13 protein-coding genes are annotated in these 15789 nt (G+C 67.7%); 8 read left to right on the top strand and 5 right to left on the bottom strand.

Translation table 11 applies throughout. From position 1 onward, the window contains the following. Positions 1-63 precede the first annotated feature (63 nt). A complete protein-coding gene (pip, locus tag ACMGRF_RS08790; RefSeq protein ID WP_049410927.1) occupies positions 64-1023 on the top strand; it encodes a prolyl aminopeptidase in 960 nt (319 codons plus the stop codon). A 9-nt stretch (positions 1024-1032) separates the two neighbouring features. Here the strand turns inward: pip and ACMGRF_RS08795 are convergent, their stop codons facing one another. From ACMGRF_RS08795 to ACMGRF_RS08810, 4 genes are read right to left on the bottom strand one after another with little or no spacing between them, the layout of a single operon-like run. Beyond that, entirely contained in the window at positions 1033-2394 is a 1362-nt protein-coding gene (locus ACMGRF_RS08795) for a heavy metal sensor histidine kinase (RefSeq protein WP_049410881.1), read from the bottom strand. Then, a complete protein-coding gene (locus tag ACMGRF_RS08800; RefSeq protein ID WP_005413570.1) occupies positions 2391-3080 on the bottom strand; it encodes a heavy metal response regulator transcription factor in 690 nt (229 codons plus the stop codon). Before ACMGRF_RS08800 ends, ACMGRF_RS08795 begins: the two co-directional genes overlap by 4 nt. Beyond that, positions 3077-6190, bottom strand: coding sequence for a multidrug efflux RND transporter permease subunit (locus ACMGRF_RS08805; protein ID WP_414485842.1), 3114 nt, complete (start codon positions 6188-6190; stop codon positions 3077-3079). Before ACMGRF_RS08805 ends, ACMGRF_RS08800 begins: the two co-directional genes overlap by 4 nt. Beyond that, a complete protein-coding gene (locus ACMGRF_RS08810) occupies positions 6187-7356 on the bottom strand; it encodes an efflux RND transporter periplasmic adaptor subunit (protein ID WP_414485843.1) in 1170 nt (389 codons plus the stop codon). The genes ACMGRF_RS08805 and ACMGRF_RS08810 overlap by 4 nt, the downstream gene beginning before the upstream one ends. 262 nt (positions 7357-7618) lie before the next feature. Here ACMGRF_RS08810 and ACMGRF_RS08815 point away from each other — a divergent pair, with 262 nt between their 5' ends. The 7 genes from ACMGRF_RS08815 to ACMGRF_RS08845 all read left to right on the top strand — a co-directional run bounded on the left by ACMGRF_RS08815 (position 7619) and on the right by ACMGRF_RS08845 (position 14515). Then, the gene (locus ACMGRF_RS08815; protein ID WP_414485844.1) at positions 7619-7918 is read left to right on the top strand and encodes a hypothetical protein; all 300 of its coding nucleotides are present in this window, start codon (positions 7619-7621) and stop codon (positions 7916-7918) included. Between the two features lie 290 nt (positions 7919-8208). Continuing rightward, positions 8209-8508: a hypothetical protein gene (locus ACMGRF_RS08820; RefSeq protein WP_049439874.1), complete on the top strand. Its 300-nt coding sequence runs from the start codon at positions 8209-8211 to the stop codon at positions 8506-8508. Positions 8509-8571: 63 nt separating this feature from the next. Further along, a complete protein-coding gene (gene mgtA / locus ACMGRF_RS08825) occupies positions 8572-11331 on the top strand; it encodes a magnesium-translocating P-type ATPase (protein ID WP_414485845.1) in 2760 nt (919 codons plus the stop codon). A gap of 31 nt (positions 11332-11362) precedes the next feature. Next, complete coding sequence (locus ACMGRF_RS08830; protein WP_049439870.1) at positions 11363-12100, top strand: MgtC/SapB family protein; 738 nt, start codon at positions 11363-11365, stop codon at positions 12098-12100. Between the two features lie 213 nt (positions 12101-12313). Next, complete coding sequence (locus tag ACMGRF_RS08835) at positions 12314-13369, top strand: sensor histidine kinase (protein ID WP_049410899.1); 1056 nt, start codon at positions 12314-12316, stop codon at positions 13367-13369. Then, positions 13362-14003: a response regulator transcription factor gene (locus ACMGRF_RS08840; RefSeq protein ID WP_312547711.1), complete on the top strand. Its 642-nt coding sequence runs from the start codon at positions 13362-13364 to the stop codon at positions 14001-14003. Before ACMGRF_RS08835 ends, ACMGRF_RS08840 begins: the two co-directional genes overlap by 8 nt. Continuing rightward, complete coding sequence (locus ACMGRF_RS08845; RefSeq protein WP_049439868.1) at positions 14000-14515, top strand: DUF1697 domain-containing protein; 516 nt, start codon at positions 14000-14002, stop codon at positions 14513-14515. The genes ACMGRF_RS08840 and ACMGRF_RS08845 overlap by 4 nt, the downstream gene beginning before the upstream one ends. A 101-nt stretch (positions 14516-14616) precedes the next feature. Here the strand turns inward: ACMGRF_RS08845 and ACMGRF_RS08850 are convergent, their stop codons facing one another. Then, positions 14617-15789, bottom strand: a complete 1173-nt coding sequence (locus ACMGRF_RS08850; protein WP_414485846.1) for a low temperature requirement protein A — start codon at positions 15787-15789, stop codon at positions 14617-14619.

The raw sequence follows: 15789 nt of genomic DNA on the forward strand, positions 1-15789 counted from the left end.
CCGCCGCTGCAAGCCGCAGGTGGCGGCGCTATGCTGGCCGCCCTTGCTTGTGAGACACCCGCCATGCGCACCCTGTACCCGGCCATCGAGCCCTACCGCCAGTTCACCCTGCCGGTGAGCGATCTGCACACGCTGCACATCGAAGAGTGCGGCACGCCGGAGGGCATCCCGGTGGTGTACCTGCATGGCGGCCCGGGCGCTGGTATCTCGCCGACCCATCGCCGCTTCTTCAACCCGGCGCGCTACCGCATCGTGTTGATCGACCAGCGCGGCAGCGGCCGTTCCACGCCGTTCGGCGAGCTGCGCGACAACACCACGCAGGACCTGGTGGCGGACATCGAAAAGGTGCGTGAGCACCTGGGCATCGAGCGCTGGCTGGTCTATGGCGGCTCTTGGGGGTCGACCCTGTCGCTGGCCTACGCGCAGGCACATCCCGAGCGCGCCACCGGCCTGATCGTGCGCGGCGTATTCCTCGGCCGCGAAATGGAGAACCGCTGGTTCGCCGAGGCCAACGGTGGTGCGCGCTGGATCTTCCCGGAGCGCTGGGACCGCTATGAGGCCTACATACCAGAGGCCGAGCGTGGTGACATGATCGCAGCCTACTGGTCGCGGCTGGACAGCGCGGACGAGACGACCCGCATCGAAGCCGCGCAGGCCTGGCTGGGCTGGGAAGACAACGCCGCCACCCTGCAGCACGACGTGGATGCGCAATCCACCGATGATCCGCTGGATACGCTGGCCAAGGCTCGTATTGAAGCGCACTACTTCCGCAACGGCATCTTCCTGGAACCCGACCAGCTGCTGCGCGATATCGATCGCATCCGCCACCTGCCCGGCGTGATCGTCCAGGGGCGCTACGACATCATCTGCCCGCCGCGCAGCGCGTGGGACCTGGCCAAGGCCTGGCCGGAAGCGCGGCTGGAGATGGTGACCTCCGGCCACAGCGCCAACGAGCCGGCCACGGTCGATGCGCTGGTGCGGGCCACGGATGCGTTTGCCGACCGGTTCGGCAACGGCACCTGACCCGCAGCGTCAACACGCCACCGTGAACCCCACCGTGGTCAGCCCGTCGCGGCTGGCCACGAACACATCGCCACCATGCAGCACGGCGATGGCCTTGACGATCGACAGGCCCAGGCCGTGGTGGCGTTCGCCCCGGTACTCGCGGGCCTGGTCAACCCGGTAGAAACGCTCGAACAACAGCGGCAGGTGCTCGGCGGCGATGCCATCGCCTTCGTTCAACACCGCAATGCGCGCGCCCTTGCCTTCGGCCTGCAGCTGTACCCGCACCGCGGTACCGGCCCGCGCATGCTGCACGGCGTTGTGCAGCAGGTTGGTCAGGGCACGCCGGAACAGCGATGGATCGATGCTGGCGGTCGCATCACCTTCGATGCGGAGGGTCAGCCCGGCTTCCTCGAACAGGAATTCAAGGAAGTCCCCGGCGGCGGCCACTTCGTCGGCCAGCGCGACCGGCCGGGTCTCCATCGCGATGTCGCCCTGCCCGGCCCGCGACAGGAACAGCATGTCGTTGACGATGGCACGCAGCCGCTCCAGCTCTTCCAGGTTGGACTGCATCACGTCCTGCAGCTGCGCGTTGTCGCGCGGCCGTGACAGGGCCACCTGGGTCTGCCCCATCAGGTTGGCCAGCGGCGTGCGCAGCTCATGCGCCACGTCTGCGTTGAACGCATCCAGCCGCGTGTAGGCGGCCTCGAGGCGATCCAGTGCACCGTTGAAGGCATGCGTCAGGTGCCCCAGCTCTGCCGGCAGCGCCTGTGTGCCGAGCCGCTGTGACAACCGCTGCGGGCTGAGCGAGCGCGCCTCGTCCGAAAGCGCGCGCAACGGGGCCAGTCCCAGGCGCGCGATCCAGTAGCCGAGGCCGGCCACCAGCAGCACGCCCAGCCCGCCGGCAACCCACAGCGCCACGGCGAAGCGCTGCAAGGCATGCGTGTACGGTTCGGAGTCGATACCGATCCACAGGTCCACCGCCGGCCGCACGCCCTTGCCGGGCACGCGCTCATACAGCGTACGCAGCGGATGCTGGCCCTCGCGCTGCAACGTGCCCATGCCGCTGTCGTGGCCATTGGGTGGCTGCACCTGTGGGCGCTCACTACCGATGCGGAAGGTCGGGTCGTCACTCCAGGCCCAGACCAGCGTGTCGCGGTCGCCGGAAATCAGGTTGCCGACCTTGTCGCGCACCTTGCTCCAGCGTTCGCGGGTATCGCACATCGCCACACTGCCGCTGACCGCGTGCAGCTTGGTCTGCAGCTCGGCGTGCTGGTAACGCACCACCTGCCGTTCCAGCACGCCATACACGCCGATGCCCAGCAGGGCGAATACCAGCAGCGCGGCCAGCGCGAACATCGCCGACAGGCGCTGGGCGATCGACCACCTCATCGACCATCACCCTCATCATCGCGCACCTCCAGCACGTAGCCCATGCCGCGCACCGTATGCAGCAGCTTGCTGGGGTACGGGCCGTCAAGCTTGCTGCGCAGGCGCTTGATCGCCACTTCCACCACGTTGGTGTTGCTGTCGAAATTGATGTCCCAGACCTGCGCAGCGATCACTGTCTTGGACAGGATCTGCCCGCGCCGCTGCGCAAGCAGGGCCAGCAGCGCGAATTCCTTGCCGGTCAGGTCCAGTCGCGCACCGTCACGATAGGCGCGGCGCGCCAGCAGGTTGACCTGCAGGTCGCCCACCTGAAGTTCGGTCGGCTCCTGCTGGCGGCCGCGCCGGACCAGCGCCTGCAGGCGCGCCAGCAGTTCGATGAACGAGAACGGCTTGACCAGGTAGTCATCGGCACCCTGCCCCAGCCCGTGCACGCGGTCATCCACGCGGTCGCGCGCGGTCAGCATGATCACCGGGGTCTGCTTGCTGCGGCGCAGTTCGCGCAGCACGTTGAAGCCGTCCATGCCGGGCAGCATCACGTCCAGCACGATCACGTCGTAGTCGAACTCGCGGGCAAGGTGCAGGCCGGTCACGCCGTCGGCGGCCAGGTCGACCGCCCAGCCCTGCTCGCCCAGGCCGGTGCGCAGGTAGTGGGCGGTCTTGCTCTCATCCTCGACGATCAGCAGTTTCATCCGGGCTCCGTCAGCGCGGCACCGGCGGCCGCCCTGCGTTCGCGTCGGCGCTGCAGGAACAGCCGGTCCAGGGCCAGGTAGATCACCGGGGTACTGTACAGGGTCAGCAACTGGCTGATCAGCAGGCCACCCACCACCGCCACACCCAGCGGCTGGCGCAGCTCCGAGCCGGTGCCGAAGCCGATCATCAGCGGAATGGCACCCAGCAGCGCCGCCAACGTCGTCATCATGATCGGGCGGAAGCGGGTCAGGCAGGCCTCGTGGATGGCCTGCAGCGGGGTCAACCCGCGGTTGCGCTGGGCATCCAGCGCGAAGTCGACCATCAGGATGCCGTTCTTCTTGACGATGCCGATCAGCAGCACGATGCCGATCAGCGCCATGATCGAGAAATCCAGCCCCCACAGCCACAGCATCAGCACGGCACCGATACCGGCCGACGGCAGCGTGGACAGGATGGTGAGCGGGTGCACGAAGCTCTCGTACAGCACACCGAGGATGATGTAGACGGCCAGCAGCGCGGCCAGAATGAGCAACGGCTGGCTGGCCAGCGATTCCTGGAACGCCTGTGCGGTGCCCTGGAAGCGCCCGTTGATGCTGTCGGGCATGCCGATCTGCGCCTGTGCCTGCTCGACCAGGGTAACCGCCTCACCCAGCGAGACGCCCGGCGCCAGGTTGAACGACAGGTTCACCGCCGGCAGCATGCCGTTGTGGCTGATCGACAGCGGCCCGTTGCCCGGTGGCTGCACCTGGGCCACCGCCGACAGCGGTACCATCTGCCCGGTCAGCGGCGAACGCAGGTGGAAGTAGGACAGCGCATCGACCTGGCCAAGCAGGCCGGGCGCGATCTCCAGAATCACCCGGTACTGGTTGGTCTCGGTCTGGAACTCGTTGATCTGGCGCTGGCCGAACGCATCGTAGAGCACCTGGTCGATATCGTTGGCAGTAAGTCCGAAGCGTGCCGCAGCAGTGCGATCGATCTGCAGCCGGGTAACGCTGGCGCCGACCTGCTGATCGTTGGACACGTCACGCAGCTGCGGCAGCCCGCGCAGGCGTTCGGTCAGCTGCTCGGCCCAGCGTGACAGCTCCCTGCTGTCCTGGCCGCGCAGTGCGTACTGGTACTGCGTACGCGCCGGCCCCGCGCCCAGGTTGATATCCTGCGCGGCCCGCATGTACACGGTGATGCCCGGCACGCTGGCCATCTTCGCGCGCAGCCGGTCGATGAAGCCGTGCACGTCCACGTCGCGGTCGCCGCGGTCCTTCAGGATGAACCAGAAGCGGCCATTGGACAGGGTCTGGCTGCCACCGGTAGCACCCACCGCATGGTTGTAGGCCTGCAGCGCTGTATCCTCGGCGGCGATCTTCGCCAGCTGCTGGTGCTTGGCCGCCATCTCCTCGAAGCCGATGTCCTGTGCCGCTTCGGTGGTGGCGAACACGAAGGCGGTGTCCTGCAGCGGAAAGAAGCCCTTCGGGATCACCACGTACGAGGCTACCGCTACCGCCACCGTCGCGCCGAAGCCGAGCAGGACCAGCCGCTGGTGGCCCAACGCCCACTGCAGGCTGCGGTCGTAGCCGGCCAACAGGCGCCCGGCCAGCGTGTCCTGGCCGTCGCGATGGGCCGGCATGCGCTTCATCAGGTGCGCAGCCATCATCGGCGCCAGCGTCAGCGAGGCCACGATGGAGATCAGGATCGCGACCGTGATGGTCATCGCGAACTCCGCGAACAGGCGCCCGACCACGCCGCCCATGAACAACAGCGGGATGAACGCCGCGATCAGCGACAGGCTGATCGACACCACGGTGAAGCCGATTTCCTCGGCACCCTTCAGTGCCGCGTCCACGGGCCCCAAACCGGCCTCGCGATGGCGGTGGATGTTCTCCACCACCACGATGGCGTCGTCCACCACGAAGCCGACCGCTACCACCAGTGCGACCAGGGTGAGGTTGTTGAGGCTGAAGCCGGCCACATACATTGCTGCGAACGTGGCGACCAGCGCTACGACCAGCACCGCACCGACGATGAGCGTGGCCGAGAGCTGGCGCAGGAACAGCCCCATCACCAGCACCACCAGGACGATGGTCAGCACCAGGGTGACCTCCACCTCGTGCAGCGACGCGCGGATGGTGCGCGTGCGGTCGTTGAGCACTTCCACATCGACGCTGGCCGGCAGGTTGGCGCGCAGCTCCGGCAAGGCGGCCAGTACCGCATCGGTGGTGCGAACGATATTCGCGCCCGGCTGCCGGCTGATGATCAGGCCCACGCCCGGCTGCCCGTTCGGCCACGCCTGCACATAGGCGTTCTCGGCACCGTCGACCACTTGCGCGACATCGCCCAGCGTAACCGGCGAACCCTGCCGGTAGGCGACCACCAGCTGGCGGTAGTCCTGGGCATCGAACAGCTGGTCGTTGGCCTCGAAGGTGGACGTGCGCTGTTCGCCCATCAGCGCGCCCTTGGCCTGGTTGAGGCTGGCGTTCTGGGCCACGCCGCGCAGGTCGGACAGGGTCATGCCCATCGCTGCCAGGCGCTCCGGCTGGGCCTGGATGCGGATGGCCGGGCGCTGCTGGCCGACGATATTGACCTCGGACACGCCACTGATCTGGCTGATCGAACGCGCCAGGCGGCTCTCGGCCAGGTCGCTCAGCTCGGTCATCGACATCTGTGCCGAGACCACGCTGAGCACCAGGATCGGGCTGTCGGCCGGGTTGACCTTGCGCCAGGTCGGCAGGTTCGGCAGGTCGCTGGGCAGGCGCCCGGCCGCCGCATTGATTGCCGCCTGTACTTCCTGTGCGGCGGTATCGATGTTCTTTTCCAGATCGAACTGCAGCGTGATCGAGGTGCTACCGAGCGCGCTGGTGGAGGTCATCTCGATGATGCCGGGCACGCCGGTCAGCTGCGTTTCCAGTGGCGTAGCCACCGCCGACGCCATGGTCTCGGCGCTGGCGCCGGGCAGGCTGGCATTGACGCGGATGGTCGGGAATTCCGCTTCAGGCAGAGGTGCCACCGGCAACCGTGGCAACGCGGCCACGCCGAGCAGTATCACCGCCAGCGTCAGCAGCGTGGTGGCCACCGGATGCCGGACGAACCAGCTGGACAGCGAAACGCGGGTGCTCATGGTGCGGCCCCGGCCCTGGCAACCGGTGCGCCGGCTTCAGTGACGACCACACCCGGGCGCAGGCGCGACTGGCCATCGCGCACGATTACATCACCCACCCGCAGCTCGCCCTGTATGGCCACCTGCCCGTTCTCGGCTTCACCGACGGTGACCGGTAGCACCTCGACGCTCCCATCTCCCACTACGCGGTAGACGAAGCTGCCCTCGACACCGCGCTGGATTGCGGCAGCGTCCACCACCAGTGCGTCCGTGGTCTGGCCGATGCGTACCCGCACGCTGACCAGCTGCCCGGGCCACAGCCGGTCGTCGGCATTGGCAAAGCGGGCACGCAACCGCACCGTGCCGGAGGTCTCGTCGATCTGATTGTCGATCACCTGCAGGGTGCCTTCGGCGAGGCGCTGGCCACCATCGCGGTCCAGCGCCTGCACCGCCACGTCGCCGGCAGCCAGTGCCTGCCGCAGCTGCGGCAACGCGTCCTGCGGCAGCGCGAACACCACCGAGATCGGATCTGTCTGCTGCACCGTCACCAGTCCCTGCGTATCGGTGGCACGCACCAGGTTGCCGGGGTCCACCTGGCGCAGGCCGATGCGGCCATCCATCGGCGCCAGGATACGGGTGTACGACAGCTGCACCCGTGCGGCATCCACCGCCGACTGATTGCCACGCCCGGTGGCCTGCAGCTGCTGCACCGTGGCCACCTGCTGCTCCAGCATCTGCCGCGAAACCAGCTGGTCGGTAGACAGGTGCTGCAGCCGCGCCAGGTCCGAGCGCGCGGCATCCAGCGTGGCACGGTCGCGAACCACCGCAGCCTGTGCGCCACCCAGGTCGGCACGGATCGCGCGATCATCGATACGGGCCAGCAACTGGCCCTTGCGCACCTTCTGGCCCTCCTCGAACAGCACCTCGGTCAGAACGCCATCGACCTGCGGCCGCAGCACGGCGCTCTGCAACGACTGCACCGTGCCTACGCCGCTGCGCCAATGGGCTACGTCGCGCTGCTCGACACGGCCGGTCACCACCGGTACCGGCGGCGGCGCGTTGGCCGGTTGCGCGTCGCTGCGCGACATACCCTGGAACAGCATCACCAGCGACAACACCACCAGCAGCAACACGCCCAGGGCAAGGTGGCGGCGACGCATTCGTGCGGACAGGAAGGGAATTCGCATGACAGGGATCCATACCGGTGCCGGCGCGGGGGCTGCGCGGGCCTGATGCCATCCTCCCGGCTGGCCTCCGGCGCCTCGCTGTCGCCTGCCTGACAATTTCGTCAGGTGCGGCCGGTACACGCATGGGGCGTGCGGGTGAACGGTGGCCCACCGCCATCTGGCGACCCGGTCGGTTCTTCGCAGCTCGCTTACAGATCCGGGCCGAATATCCGGCCGTGGCCATCCACACCCGTGGCCCGCGTCCCCACTTCTGGAGCCTGTCATGACCGGTATTCGCTACGTTCCTGCTGTCCTCGTCATCACCATCGGCCTGCTGCTGGGCGCCTGTTCCAGGACCCAGGAGGCAAGCAAGGCCACCGCCGCCGAGGACGTCACCGAAGTGAAGCTGATACCGTCTTATGAGTCGCTGGACAAGGACAAGGATGGCATTGTCACCCTGGCGGAAGTCGATGCAGTGGCGCCGGACTGGGCCGAGCGACTGCACGCCTGCGATACCGACCGCAACAAGGCGCTGAGCCGCGGCGAGTATGACGTGTGCAGGCAGACCAGCGGCGCGCATTGACCCAGCACTGAACCTCAATTGGCGCTGCGCATGCCCGGCTATACCAAGGTATAGCCGGGCTAACCCACGGGCCTCTAGGCCTGCCCCATTCAGGGGCGGACAATAGCGCCACTGGCCAGGGCAACCCTGGCTGGAACCCCCCCTCATGGAGACGCAGATGGACCCCGACCCTGCCGGGCGCACCGCGCCCCGGATGACCGCTTGTTGCCTGTTCCTGGCGCCTGCCCGCCGGTCCCTGCCTGCCTGAGTGACGGGGACCGCCAGGCGCCGCCTGCCTGGAGATCGCCCCCATGTCCTACAAGATCCTCTACATCACCGTGCGCCGCATGATCGGCGAGCGCGATGTCGCCGCCCTGCGCAGCCAGCTGCTGCAGCACGGCCCCGTGATGTTCGCCCGTTCGCTGTCGCTCGGTTCGCCGCGTGTGGTAGCCGATGCACTGTCGCTGCTGCCGATCAGCGAGCGCATCAATGTGCTGCGCCACCTGCCCTATCCCCTGCGCGACGCGATGAAGCCACTGTGCATCGGTGGCAGCCAGCGCCTGCGCATGCAGCCGTGGTCGCCGGCGGTTCTGGCGATGCGCCACGCCTGATCTGTCTCACCCATCCCGTTCGTGTTCCGGCTGCGGCCGGCTCTGACATTCGAGGAGCGTCCCATGAGCCTGCTCAACGCCTGGTTCAACGCCTTCCTGCGCAGCCGCCGCGCAGGCAACCTGTTCCGCCGCCGTGCGATGCCCGAAGCCGGGCTCGGCCCAGGCAACGCCGAGGCCGCGCCGTTCGCGCTCACCACCGGCCTGGTCACCCTTGCCCAGCAGGATGAGACCCAGCTGCTGGCCACGCTGGGGTCGCATGCCGATGGCCTCAGCCCGCACGAGGCCGGGGAGCGGCTGGCCACGCTCGGCCCCAACGAGGTGGATCACGAAAAGCCGCTGCCGTGGTGGCGGCACCTGTGGCAGTGCTACCGCAACCCGTTCAACCTGCTGCTGACCATACTGGCGGCGGTGTCCTGGCTGACCGAGGACATCAAGGCGACGATCGTCATCGGTGCGATGGTGCTGCTGTCCACGCTGATCCGCTTCGCGCAGGAGGGTCGTTCGAACCGGGCGGCCGAGCGGCTGAAGGCCCTGGTCGGCAACACCGCACGCGTGCTGCGCCGTAATCCCGGCACCGAGGCGGCCGACGTGGCCGACCAGTACTTCGGCGCGCACCTGCACAGCCGTCGCCCGGCACGCCTGCTGGACCTGCCGATCCGTGAACTGGTACCCGGCGACCACATTGTGCTGTCGGCCGGCGACATGATTCCGGCCGACTGCCGCGTGCTGACCGCCAAGGACCTGTTCGTGGCGCAGGCGGCGATGACCGGCGAGTCGCTGCCGGTGGAGAAGTTCGCGCACCCGGGCGATGGCCTGGCCGGCCTGCTGGAACAGCACAACCTGCTGTTCATGGGTACCAACGTGGTGTCCGGTACCGCCACCGCCATTGTGCTGGCCACCGGCAACCGCACCTACTTCGGCACGCTGGCCCAGCGCAGCACTGCAACCGACCGTGCGCCGACCGCGTTCCAGGCCGGCGTCAACAGTGTCAGCTGGCTGCTGATCCGCTTCGCGCTGGTGATGGTGCCGTTCGTGCTGCTGATCAACGGCTGGACCAAGGGTGACTGGACCGAGGCGTTCCTGTTCGCGCTGTCAGTGGCGGTGGGCCTGACGCCGGAAATGCTGCCGATGATCGTCACCTCCACCCTGGCCAAGGGTGCGGTGCTGCTGTCGCGGCGCAAGGTGATCGTCAAGCGCCTGGATGCGATCCAGAACTTCGGCGCGATGGAAGTGCTGTGCACCGACAAAACTGGCACGCTCACCCAGGACAGGATCGCGCTGGAGCGCCACACCGATGTGTTCGGTCACGATTCGGAAGACGTGCTGAAGTTCGCCTACCTCAACAGCCACTTCCAGACCGGCCTGATCAATCTGCTGGACCGCGCGGTGCTGGAGCACGTGGAGCTGCAGAGTTCGCTGCGGCTGTCGCAGGACTACCACAAGGTGGACGAGATCCCGTTCGACTTCGAGCGCCGCCGCATGTCGGTGGTGGTCTCCGAGCGCGAGGATCACCACGAGCTGATCTGCAAGGGTGCCGTGGAAGAGATGCTGGCGGTGTGCAGCACCGTGCGTGAGAACGGCCAGGACATGCCGCTGGACGAGCACCGCCTGGCCCGCGTGCGGCAGACCACCGAGGAACTGAACGAACAGGGCCTGCGCGTAGTGGCGGTGGCGATGAAGGAAACCGCTGCCAGCCAGACCACCTATTCGCAGGCCGACGAGTGCGGGCTGACCCTGGTCGGCTACGTGGCCTTCCTGGACCCGCCGAAGGAATCGGCTGCGCAGGCACTGCAGGCGCTGGCCGCGCATGGCGTGGAGGTCAAGGTCTTCACCGGTGACAACGAGCTGGTGACCGCCCGTGTCTGCGCACAGGTGGGGCTGGACGCCGACACCATCCTGACCGGCCCGCAGATCGAGCGCATGGATGACGGCGCGCTGGCGCGGGCGCTGCACCACCATCGCGTGTTCGCCCGGCTGACACCGCTGCACAAGGAGCGCCTGGTGCGCGAGTTGCGCGCACAGGGCAAGGTGGTCGGCTTCCTGGGCGACGGCATCAACGATGCACCGGCGCTGCGCGCGGCCGATATCGGCATCAGCGTGGACAGTGCGGTGGACATCGCCAAGGAGGCGGCCGACATCATCCTGCTGGAAAAGAACCTGATGGTGCTGGAGGAAGGCGTCATCCAGGGCCGGCGCACGTTCAACAACATGCTGAAGTACATCCGCATGACCGCCAGCTCCAACTTCGGCAATGTGTTCTCGGTGCTGGTGGCCTCGGCCTTCCTGCCGTTCCTGCCCATGCTGCCGCTGCAGCTGCTGGTGCAGAACCTGCTGTACGACATCTCGCAGATCGCCATTCCGTTCGACAACGTGGACGAGGAGCTGGTGCGAAAGCCGCTGAAGTGGAACCCGGCGGACATCGGCCGCTTCATGGTGTTCTTCGGGCCGATCAGCTCGATTTTCGACCTGACCTGCTTCGCGCTGATGTGGTACGTGTTCGATGCGCGCACGCCGGCCGACCAGGGCCTGTTCCAGTCCGGCTGGTTCGTGGTCGGCCTGCTGACCCAGACGCTGATCGTGCACATGATCCGCACGCCGAAGCTGCCGTTCCTGCAGAGCATCGCCGCGCCGCCGCTGCTGCTGATGACCGGCCTGATCATGACCGTTGGCGTGTTCCTGCCGATGAGCCCGCTGGCCGGCTACTTCAAGCTGCAGGCACTGCCGGCTGGCTACTGGCCGTTCCTGGTGGCAATCCTGTTCGGCTATGCGGTGCTGACCACTGCGCTGAAGCGGTTCTACATCCGTCGTTACGGCTGGCAGTAAGCGCCCGCCGCTTTGTCCAGGGAGAAACACAATGGACATCAATCCCAACCTGCCGGCGTTCAACGCCGGCGCCACGCTCAGCTCGCTGATCAGCCTGTCGGTGGCGTTCGTGCTGGGCACGGTCATCGGCCTGGAACGGCAGCTGCGGCAACGCACCGCCGGCCTGCGTACCAATACGCTGGTGGCGGTGGGGGCGGCGGTGTTCGTCGATCTGGCGGTGCGCTTCCATGACCTGTACGGCGGCCCGCCGTCACCGCTGCATGTGGTGGCCTATGTGATCTCCGGCGTTGGCTTCCTCGGTGCCGGCGCGATCATGAAGGACGGCGCCCAGGTGTCCGGCCTGAACACTGCGGCCACCCTGTGGGGATCGGCGGCGGTGGGTGCGTGCGCGGGCATCAAGCTGCTGCCGGAAGCGGTGATGGCTGCGGTGTTCGTGCTGGCCGCCAACACCCTGCTGCGGCCGGTGGTGAACCGCATCCAGCGGCAGCCGCTGCCGGAAGCGCTCAGCGAGGCGACCTACGCGATCAACGTGGTCTGCCAGCGCGAACAGCAGGCCGAGGTGCTGGACCGGCTGTTGCTGCTGCTTGAGCAGGCGCAGTACCCGGTGCGCGCGGTGGACCAGCGCCCGTTCGGCGAGCGCGATGTGGAGATTGAAGCGGTGTTGTATGCCACCACGGTGGATGCCGGTGAACTGGATGCGGTGCTGGCCACGCTGGCGGCGACGCCCGGCGTCCTGCAGGGATTCTGGAACGCCAGCCTGGAGGAGTAGTGCCGGCCGCTGGCCGGCAACTTCATGATCCCTGGACGCACCGTGCATCGCTTTGGTGGGTGCCGACCGTTGGCGGTAGTGCCGGCCGCTGGCCGGCAACCTCATGAGCTCCAGCAACACCGTGCAGCTGCCGGCCAGGGGCCGGCACTACCGGTCGGCATCTAGCGTTGGCGGCTTTGCTATCCTTTCACCCCACGCCAGGGAGCCGTCCCGATGCCATCGCTGTCGCCCCGCCGCCGACTGGTGCTGCTGGTCCTGATCGTCGTGATGGCGGCGATCTTCCTGATCGACACCGTCACCGATTACGCGGTTGCTGCCGCCTGCTTCTACGCGGCGGTCATTCTTGCGGCGTCGCGCGTGCTGGGCGCGCGCGGACTGATCACCCTGGCCATCGCCTGCATCGCGCTGACCGGGCTGAGCTTCTTCCTGACCCGCTTCGGCACCTATCGCATCGGCCTGGTCAACTCGGTCATCGGCATGCTGGTGATCGGCATCACCACCTATCTCGCGCTGAACATGGAAGCGGCCAAGGCCGCCGTGCAGGAAGCACAGGGCCGCCTGCTGCGGGTAGCGCGCGCCTCCACCGTGGGCGAGCTGACCACCTCCATCGCCCATGAAGTGAACCAGCCGCTGGCGGCCATCGCCAGCAGCGCCGAGGCCTGCCAGCGTTGGCTCGCGCAGGATCCACCAAACGTGGACAAGGCGCGGCAGACCGTGGCCCGCATCCTGGCCGATGCACACCGCGCCGGCGACGTGATCGCCCGCATCCGTGGCCTGACCCAGGGCGCGGCACCGCAGCGGCGCGCCTTTGACCTGAACCAGGCCGTGGAGGAAATGCTGGCGCTGTCGCGCAGCGAGCTGGACCGGCATGGCGTGGCCGTGGCGCTGCTGCTGGACGCCGAGCTGCCACCGGTGCAGGCCGACCGTGTGCAGGTACAGCAGGTGATCGGCAACCTGATCCTCAATGCGGTGGACGCGATGGAGACCGTGCCCACCGCCGACCGACGCCTGTCCCTGCTGACCCGGCGCGACGGCCAACGGGTCAGCCTCAGCGTACGCGACCGCGGTGTCGGCCTGCCCGCCGAGCATCCCGAGCGCGTGTTCGACGCGTTCTGGACCACCAAGTCACACGGGTTGGGGCTGGGCCTCAGCCTGAGCCGCTCGATGATCGAGGCCAACGACGGCCAGATCCGTGCCGAACGCCCGGCAGGCGGCGGTGCCTGCTTCGTGTTCCACCTGCCCGTTGCCACGGACGCCCACCATGCGTAAGCCCACTGCCGCCGCGCCCGATCCGGCACCCATCGTCTATGTGGTCGACGACGATGCCTCTGTGCGCGCGGCGCTGGAAGACCTGCTGGCCTCGATGGGCCTGCAGGTGCGGGCCTTCGCCTCCACCCAGGCGTTCCTCGAACACGAGCTGGAAGACGCGCCGGCCTGCCTGGTGCTGGACGTGCGCATGCCCGGCCAGAGCGGGCTCGAATTCCATCGCACCATGGGCAGCCACGGCCTGCAGTTGCCGGTGGTGTTCATCACCGGCCACGGCGACATCGCGATGGGCGTCAACGCGATCAAGGACGGTGCCATCGAATTCCTCACCAAGCCCTTCCGTGACCAGGAACTGCTCGATGCCATCCACAAGGGCATCGAGATCGACCGCCAGCGCCGCCGCGAGGGCGAGGCACTCGGCGCGCTGCAGCTGCGTTGGAACACCCTCAATGCCGGCGAGCGGGAGGTGGTCGATGGCGTGGTGCGTGGCCGCCTCAACAAGCAGATCGCCGCTGACCTCGGCGTCAGCGAGATCACCGTGAAGGTGCGTCGCGCACAGGTGATGCGCAAGATGGGCGCACGCACCCTGGTTGACCTGGTACGCATGTACGACCGCCTGCAGGCGGGGACGCCATGAACGCCTACGTGGCCTTGCTGCGCGCGGTCAACGTCGGCGGCACCGGCAAGCTGCCGATGCGCGAACTGGTGGCGATGTGCAAGGACGCCGGCTTTTCCGACACCCGCACCTACATCGCCAGTGGCAACGCGGTATTCCGCAGCGGGCTTGATGAAGCCGCCGTGCGGGAGGCCCTCGCCCAACGGCTGCAGGCGTACGCCGGCAAGCCGGTAGGCGTGCTGGTGCGCTCGGCCAACGAGATCGCCGGCGTGGTGGCGCGCAATCCGTTTCCGCAGGCGGCCGGCAACCGTGTGGTCGCCCTGTTCCTCGACGGCAGCCTGCCCGCCGATCCACTGGACGGCGTAACCGGCCTGCGCGACGAACAGCTTGCACTCGGCACGCGCGAGATCTTCATCCATTACGGAGACGGCATGGCCGATTCGCGCCTGCGGGTGCCCTGTGCCCAGCACGGCACCGCCCGCAATATGAACACAATCGGCAAGCTTGCAGCGATGGCCGCCGCGCTGGCCTAGCCTGCCAGCATTTCTTGTGCAGCGGTGCCGAAGTCGAGTGTCAATCGACTGCTCAGCGCTTGCGCTCGATGGCGGCTGGAGCGCTTTGCTGACGCAACGGATCACGCCCGCTGCAGGCGACGCTTCAACCGCGTATCCATCAACCCCACGGCCAGCAGCACCAGGCTGGTCAACCATCCGGCGGCCAGCAGGTGTATCCATGGCAACACCAGGTACAGCACCAGCAGCACGGCGGCGCCCAGCAGGTGCGAGCGCGGCGCGTGCCCATAGACCACGCGCTTGTACAGGGCACTGCCCAGCAGATAGATCAGCGGGCCCGCCACCATCACGGTGGCGTACACCCCGCTGACGGCTGCGCCCGGGTGATCCATCACCAGGTCGTTGCCCACCGCGGTGGCGATGATGCCGGCGATCAGCAACGCATGCACGTAGTGGAAATTGGCGCCCATCCGCCCGGGGTCCTCGGAATGGGTGATCGCCGCGGTGGCGTCGCGGCTGGAGATGCCGAAATACAGCCACCACATGGCGATGGTGCCGGCGAAGGTGGCGAGCACCGCAGAGACCACCGCAGCACTCCACTGCTCGACCTCGCTGAGCACGCCACCGGTAGCCAGCAGCGTCTCGCCGAGTGCGACGATGACGAACAGCTGGCAACGCTCGGCCAGGTGCCCGCCTTCGATGGTCCACTCGCGGGTGTGCGACCGGCCCAGGCCCGGAAACGCGAAACCGAACATCGGCGAGATGTATTCGCAGGCCACCGCCACCGCCCACAACGCCAGGCGCAGATTGCCCTCGGCGGCGGCGCCCGCCAGCCAGAAGCAGGCCGACACGCTCACCCACGCCAGCATACGGCGGAAGTTCGGCGCCAACGGATGGTTGCGGCCGACCTCCAGCAGCACGAACACGGTGCGTCCGACCTGCATCGTGGCGTACGCCCCCGCGAAGACCCAGGCGCGTTCGGCGAAGGCCTCGGGAATGGACGAGGACATCAGCAGCGCCGGCAACATGGTGACGAACAGCAGGCCGCGGATGCGTGGCGCCTCCGGATCGAACCAGTTGCTGACCCAGCAGGCGTACTGCCAGCCCAACCAGACCGCGAACCACAGCACCAGCGTCTGCATCACCCCGACCAGGTCCAGGTGATGCAGCAGATGGTGGCTGAGCTGGGTAACCGCAAAGACGTAGACCAGATCAAAGAACAGCTCTTCGTAGGTCACGCGGGCGTGGTGGCCATCGCGCTGGCGCAGGGCAGGCAGTCTCGGTCGTGTGCTCAT

It is taken from the genome of Stenotrophomonas sp. EMP41 (genome assembly GCF_047495535.1).
In the GTDB taxonomy this organism is placed as follows: domain Bacteria; phylum Pseudomonadota; class Gammaproteobacteria; order Xanthomonadales; family Xanthomonadaceae; genus Stenotrophomonas; species Stenotrophomonas sepilia.

Bases quoted from the DNA above. Each gene is read 5' to 3' on its own strand.
- pip (WP_049410927.1), top strand. From the start codon at position 64: ATGCGCACCCTGTACCCGGCCATCGAGCCCTACCGCCAGTTCACCCTG.
- ACMGRF_RS08795 (WP_049410881.1), bottom strand. From the start codon at position 2,394: ATGAGGTGGTCGATCGCCCAGCGCCTGTCGGCGATGTTCGCGCTGGCC.
- ACMGRF_RS08800 (WP_005413570.1), bottom strand. From the start codon at position 3,080: ATGAAACTGCTGATCGTCGAGGATGAGAGCAAGACCGCCCACTACCTG.
- ACMGRF_RS08805 (WP_414485842.1), bottom strand. From the start codon at position 6,190: ATGAGCACCCGCGTTTCGCTGTCCAGCTGGTTCGTCCGGCATCCGGTG.
- ACMGRF_RS08810 (WP_414485843.1), bottom strand. From the start codon at position 7,356: ATGCGAATTCCCTTCCTGTCCGCACGAATGCGTCGCCGCCACCTTGCC.
- ACMGRF_RS08815 (WP_414485844.1), top strand. From the start codon at position 7,619: ATGACCGGTATTCGCTACGTTCCTGCTGTCCTCGTCATCACCATCGGC.
- ACMGRF_RS08820 (WP_049439874.1), top strand. From the start codon at position 8,209: ATGTCCTACAAGATCCTCTACATCACCGTGCGCCGCATGATCGGCGAG.
- mgtA (WP_414485845.1), top strand. From the start codon at position 8,572: ATGAGCCTGCTCAACGCCTGGTTCAACGCCTTCCTGCGCAGCCGCCGC.
- ACMGRF_RS08830 (WP_049439870.1), top strand. From the start codon at position 11,363: ATGGACATCAATCCCAACCTGCCGGCGTTCAACGCCGGCGCCACGCTC.
- ACMGRF_RS08835 (WP_049410899.1), top strand. From the start codon at position 12,314: ATGCCATCGCTGTCGCCCCGCCGCCGACTGGTGCTGCTGGTCCTGATC.
- ACMGRF_RS08840 (WP_312547711.1), top strand. From the start codon at position 13,362: ATGCGTAAGCCCACTGCCGCCGCGCCCGATCCGGCACCCATCGTCTAT.
- ACMGRF_RS08845 (WP_049439868.1), top strand. From the start codon at position 14,000: ATGAACGCCTACGTGGCCTTGCTGCGCGCGGTCAACGTCGGCGGCACC.
- ACMGRF_RS08850 (WP_414485846.1), bottom strand. From the start codon at position 15,789: ATGAGCACACGACCGAGACTGCCTGCCCTGCGCCAGCGCGATGGCCAC.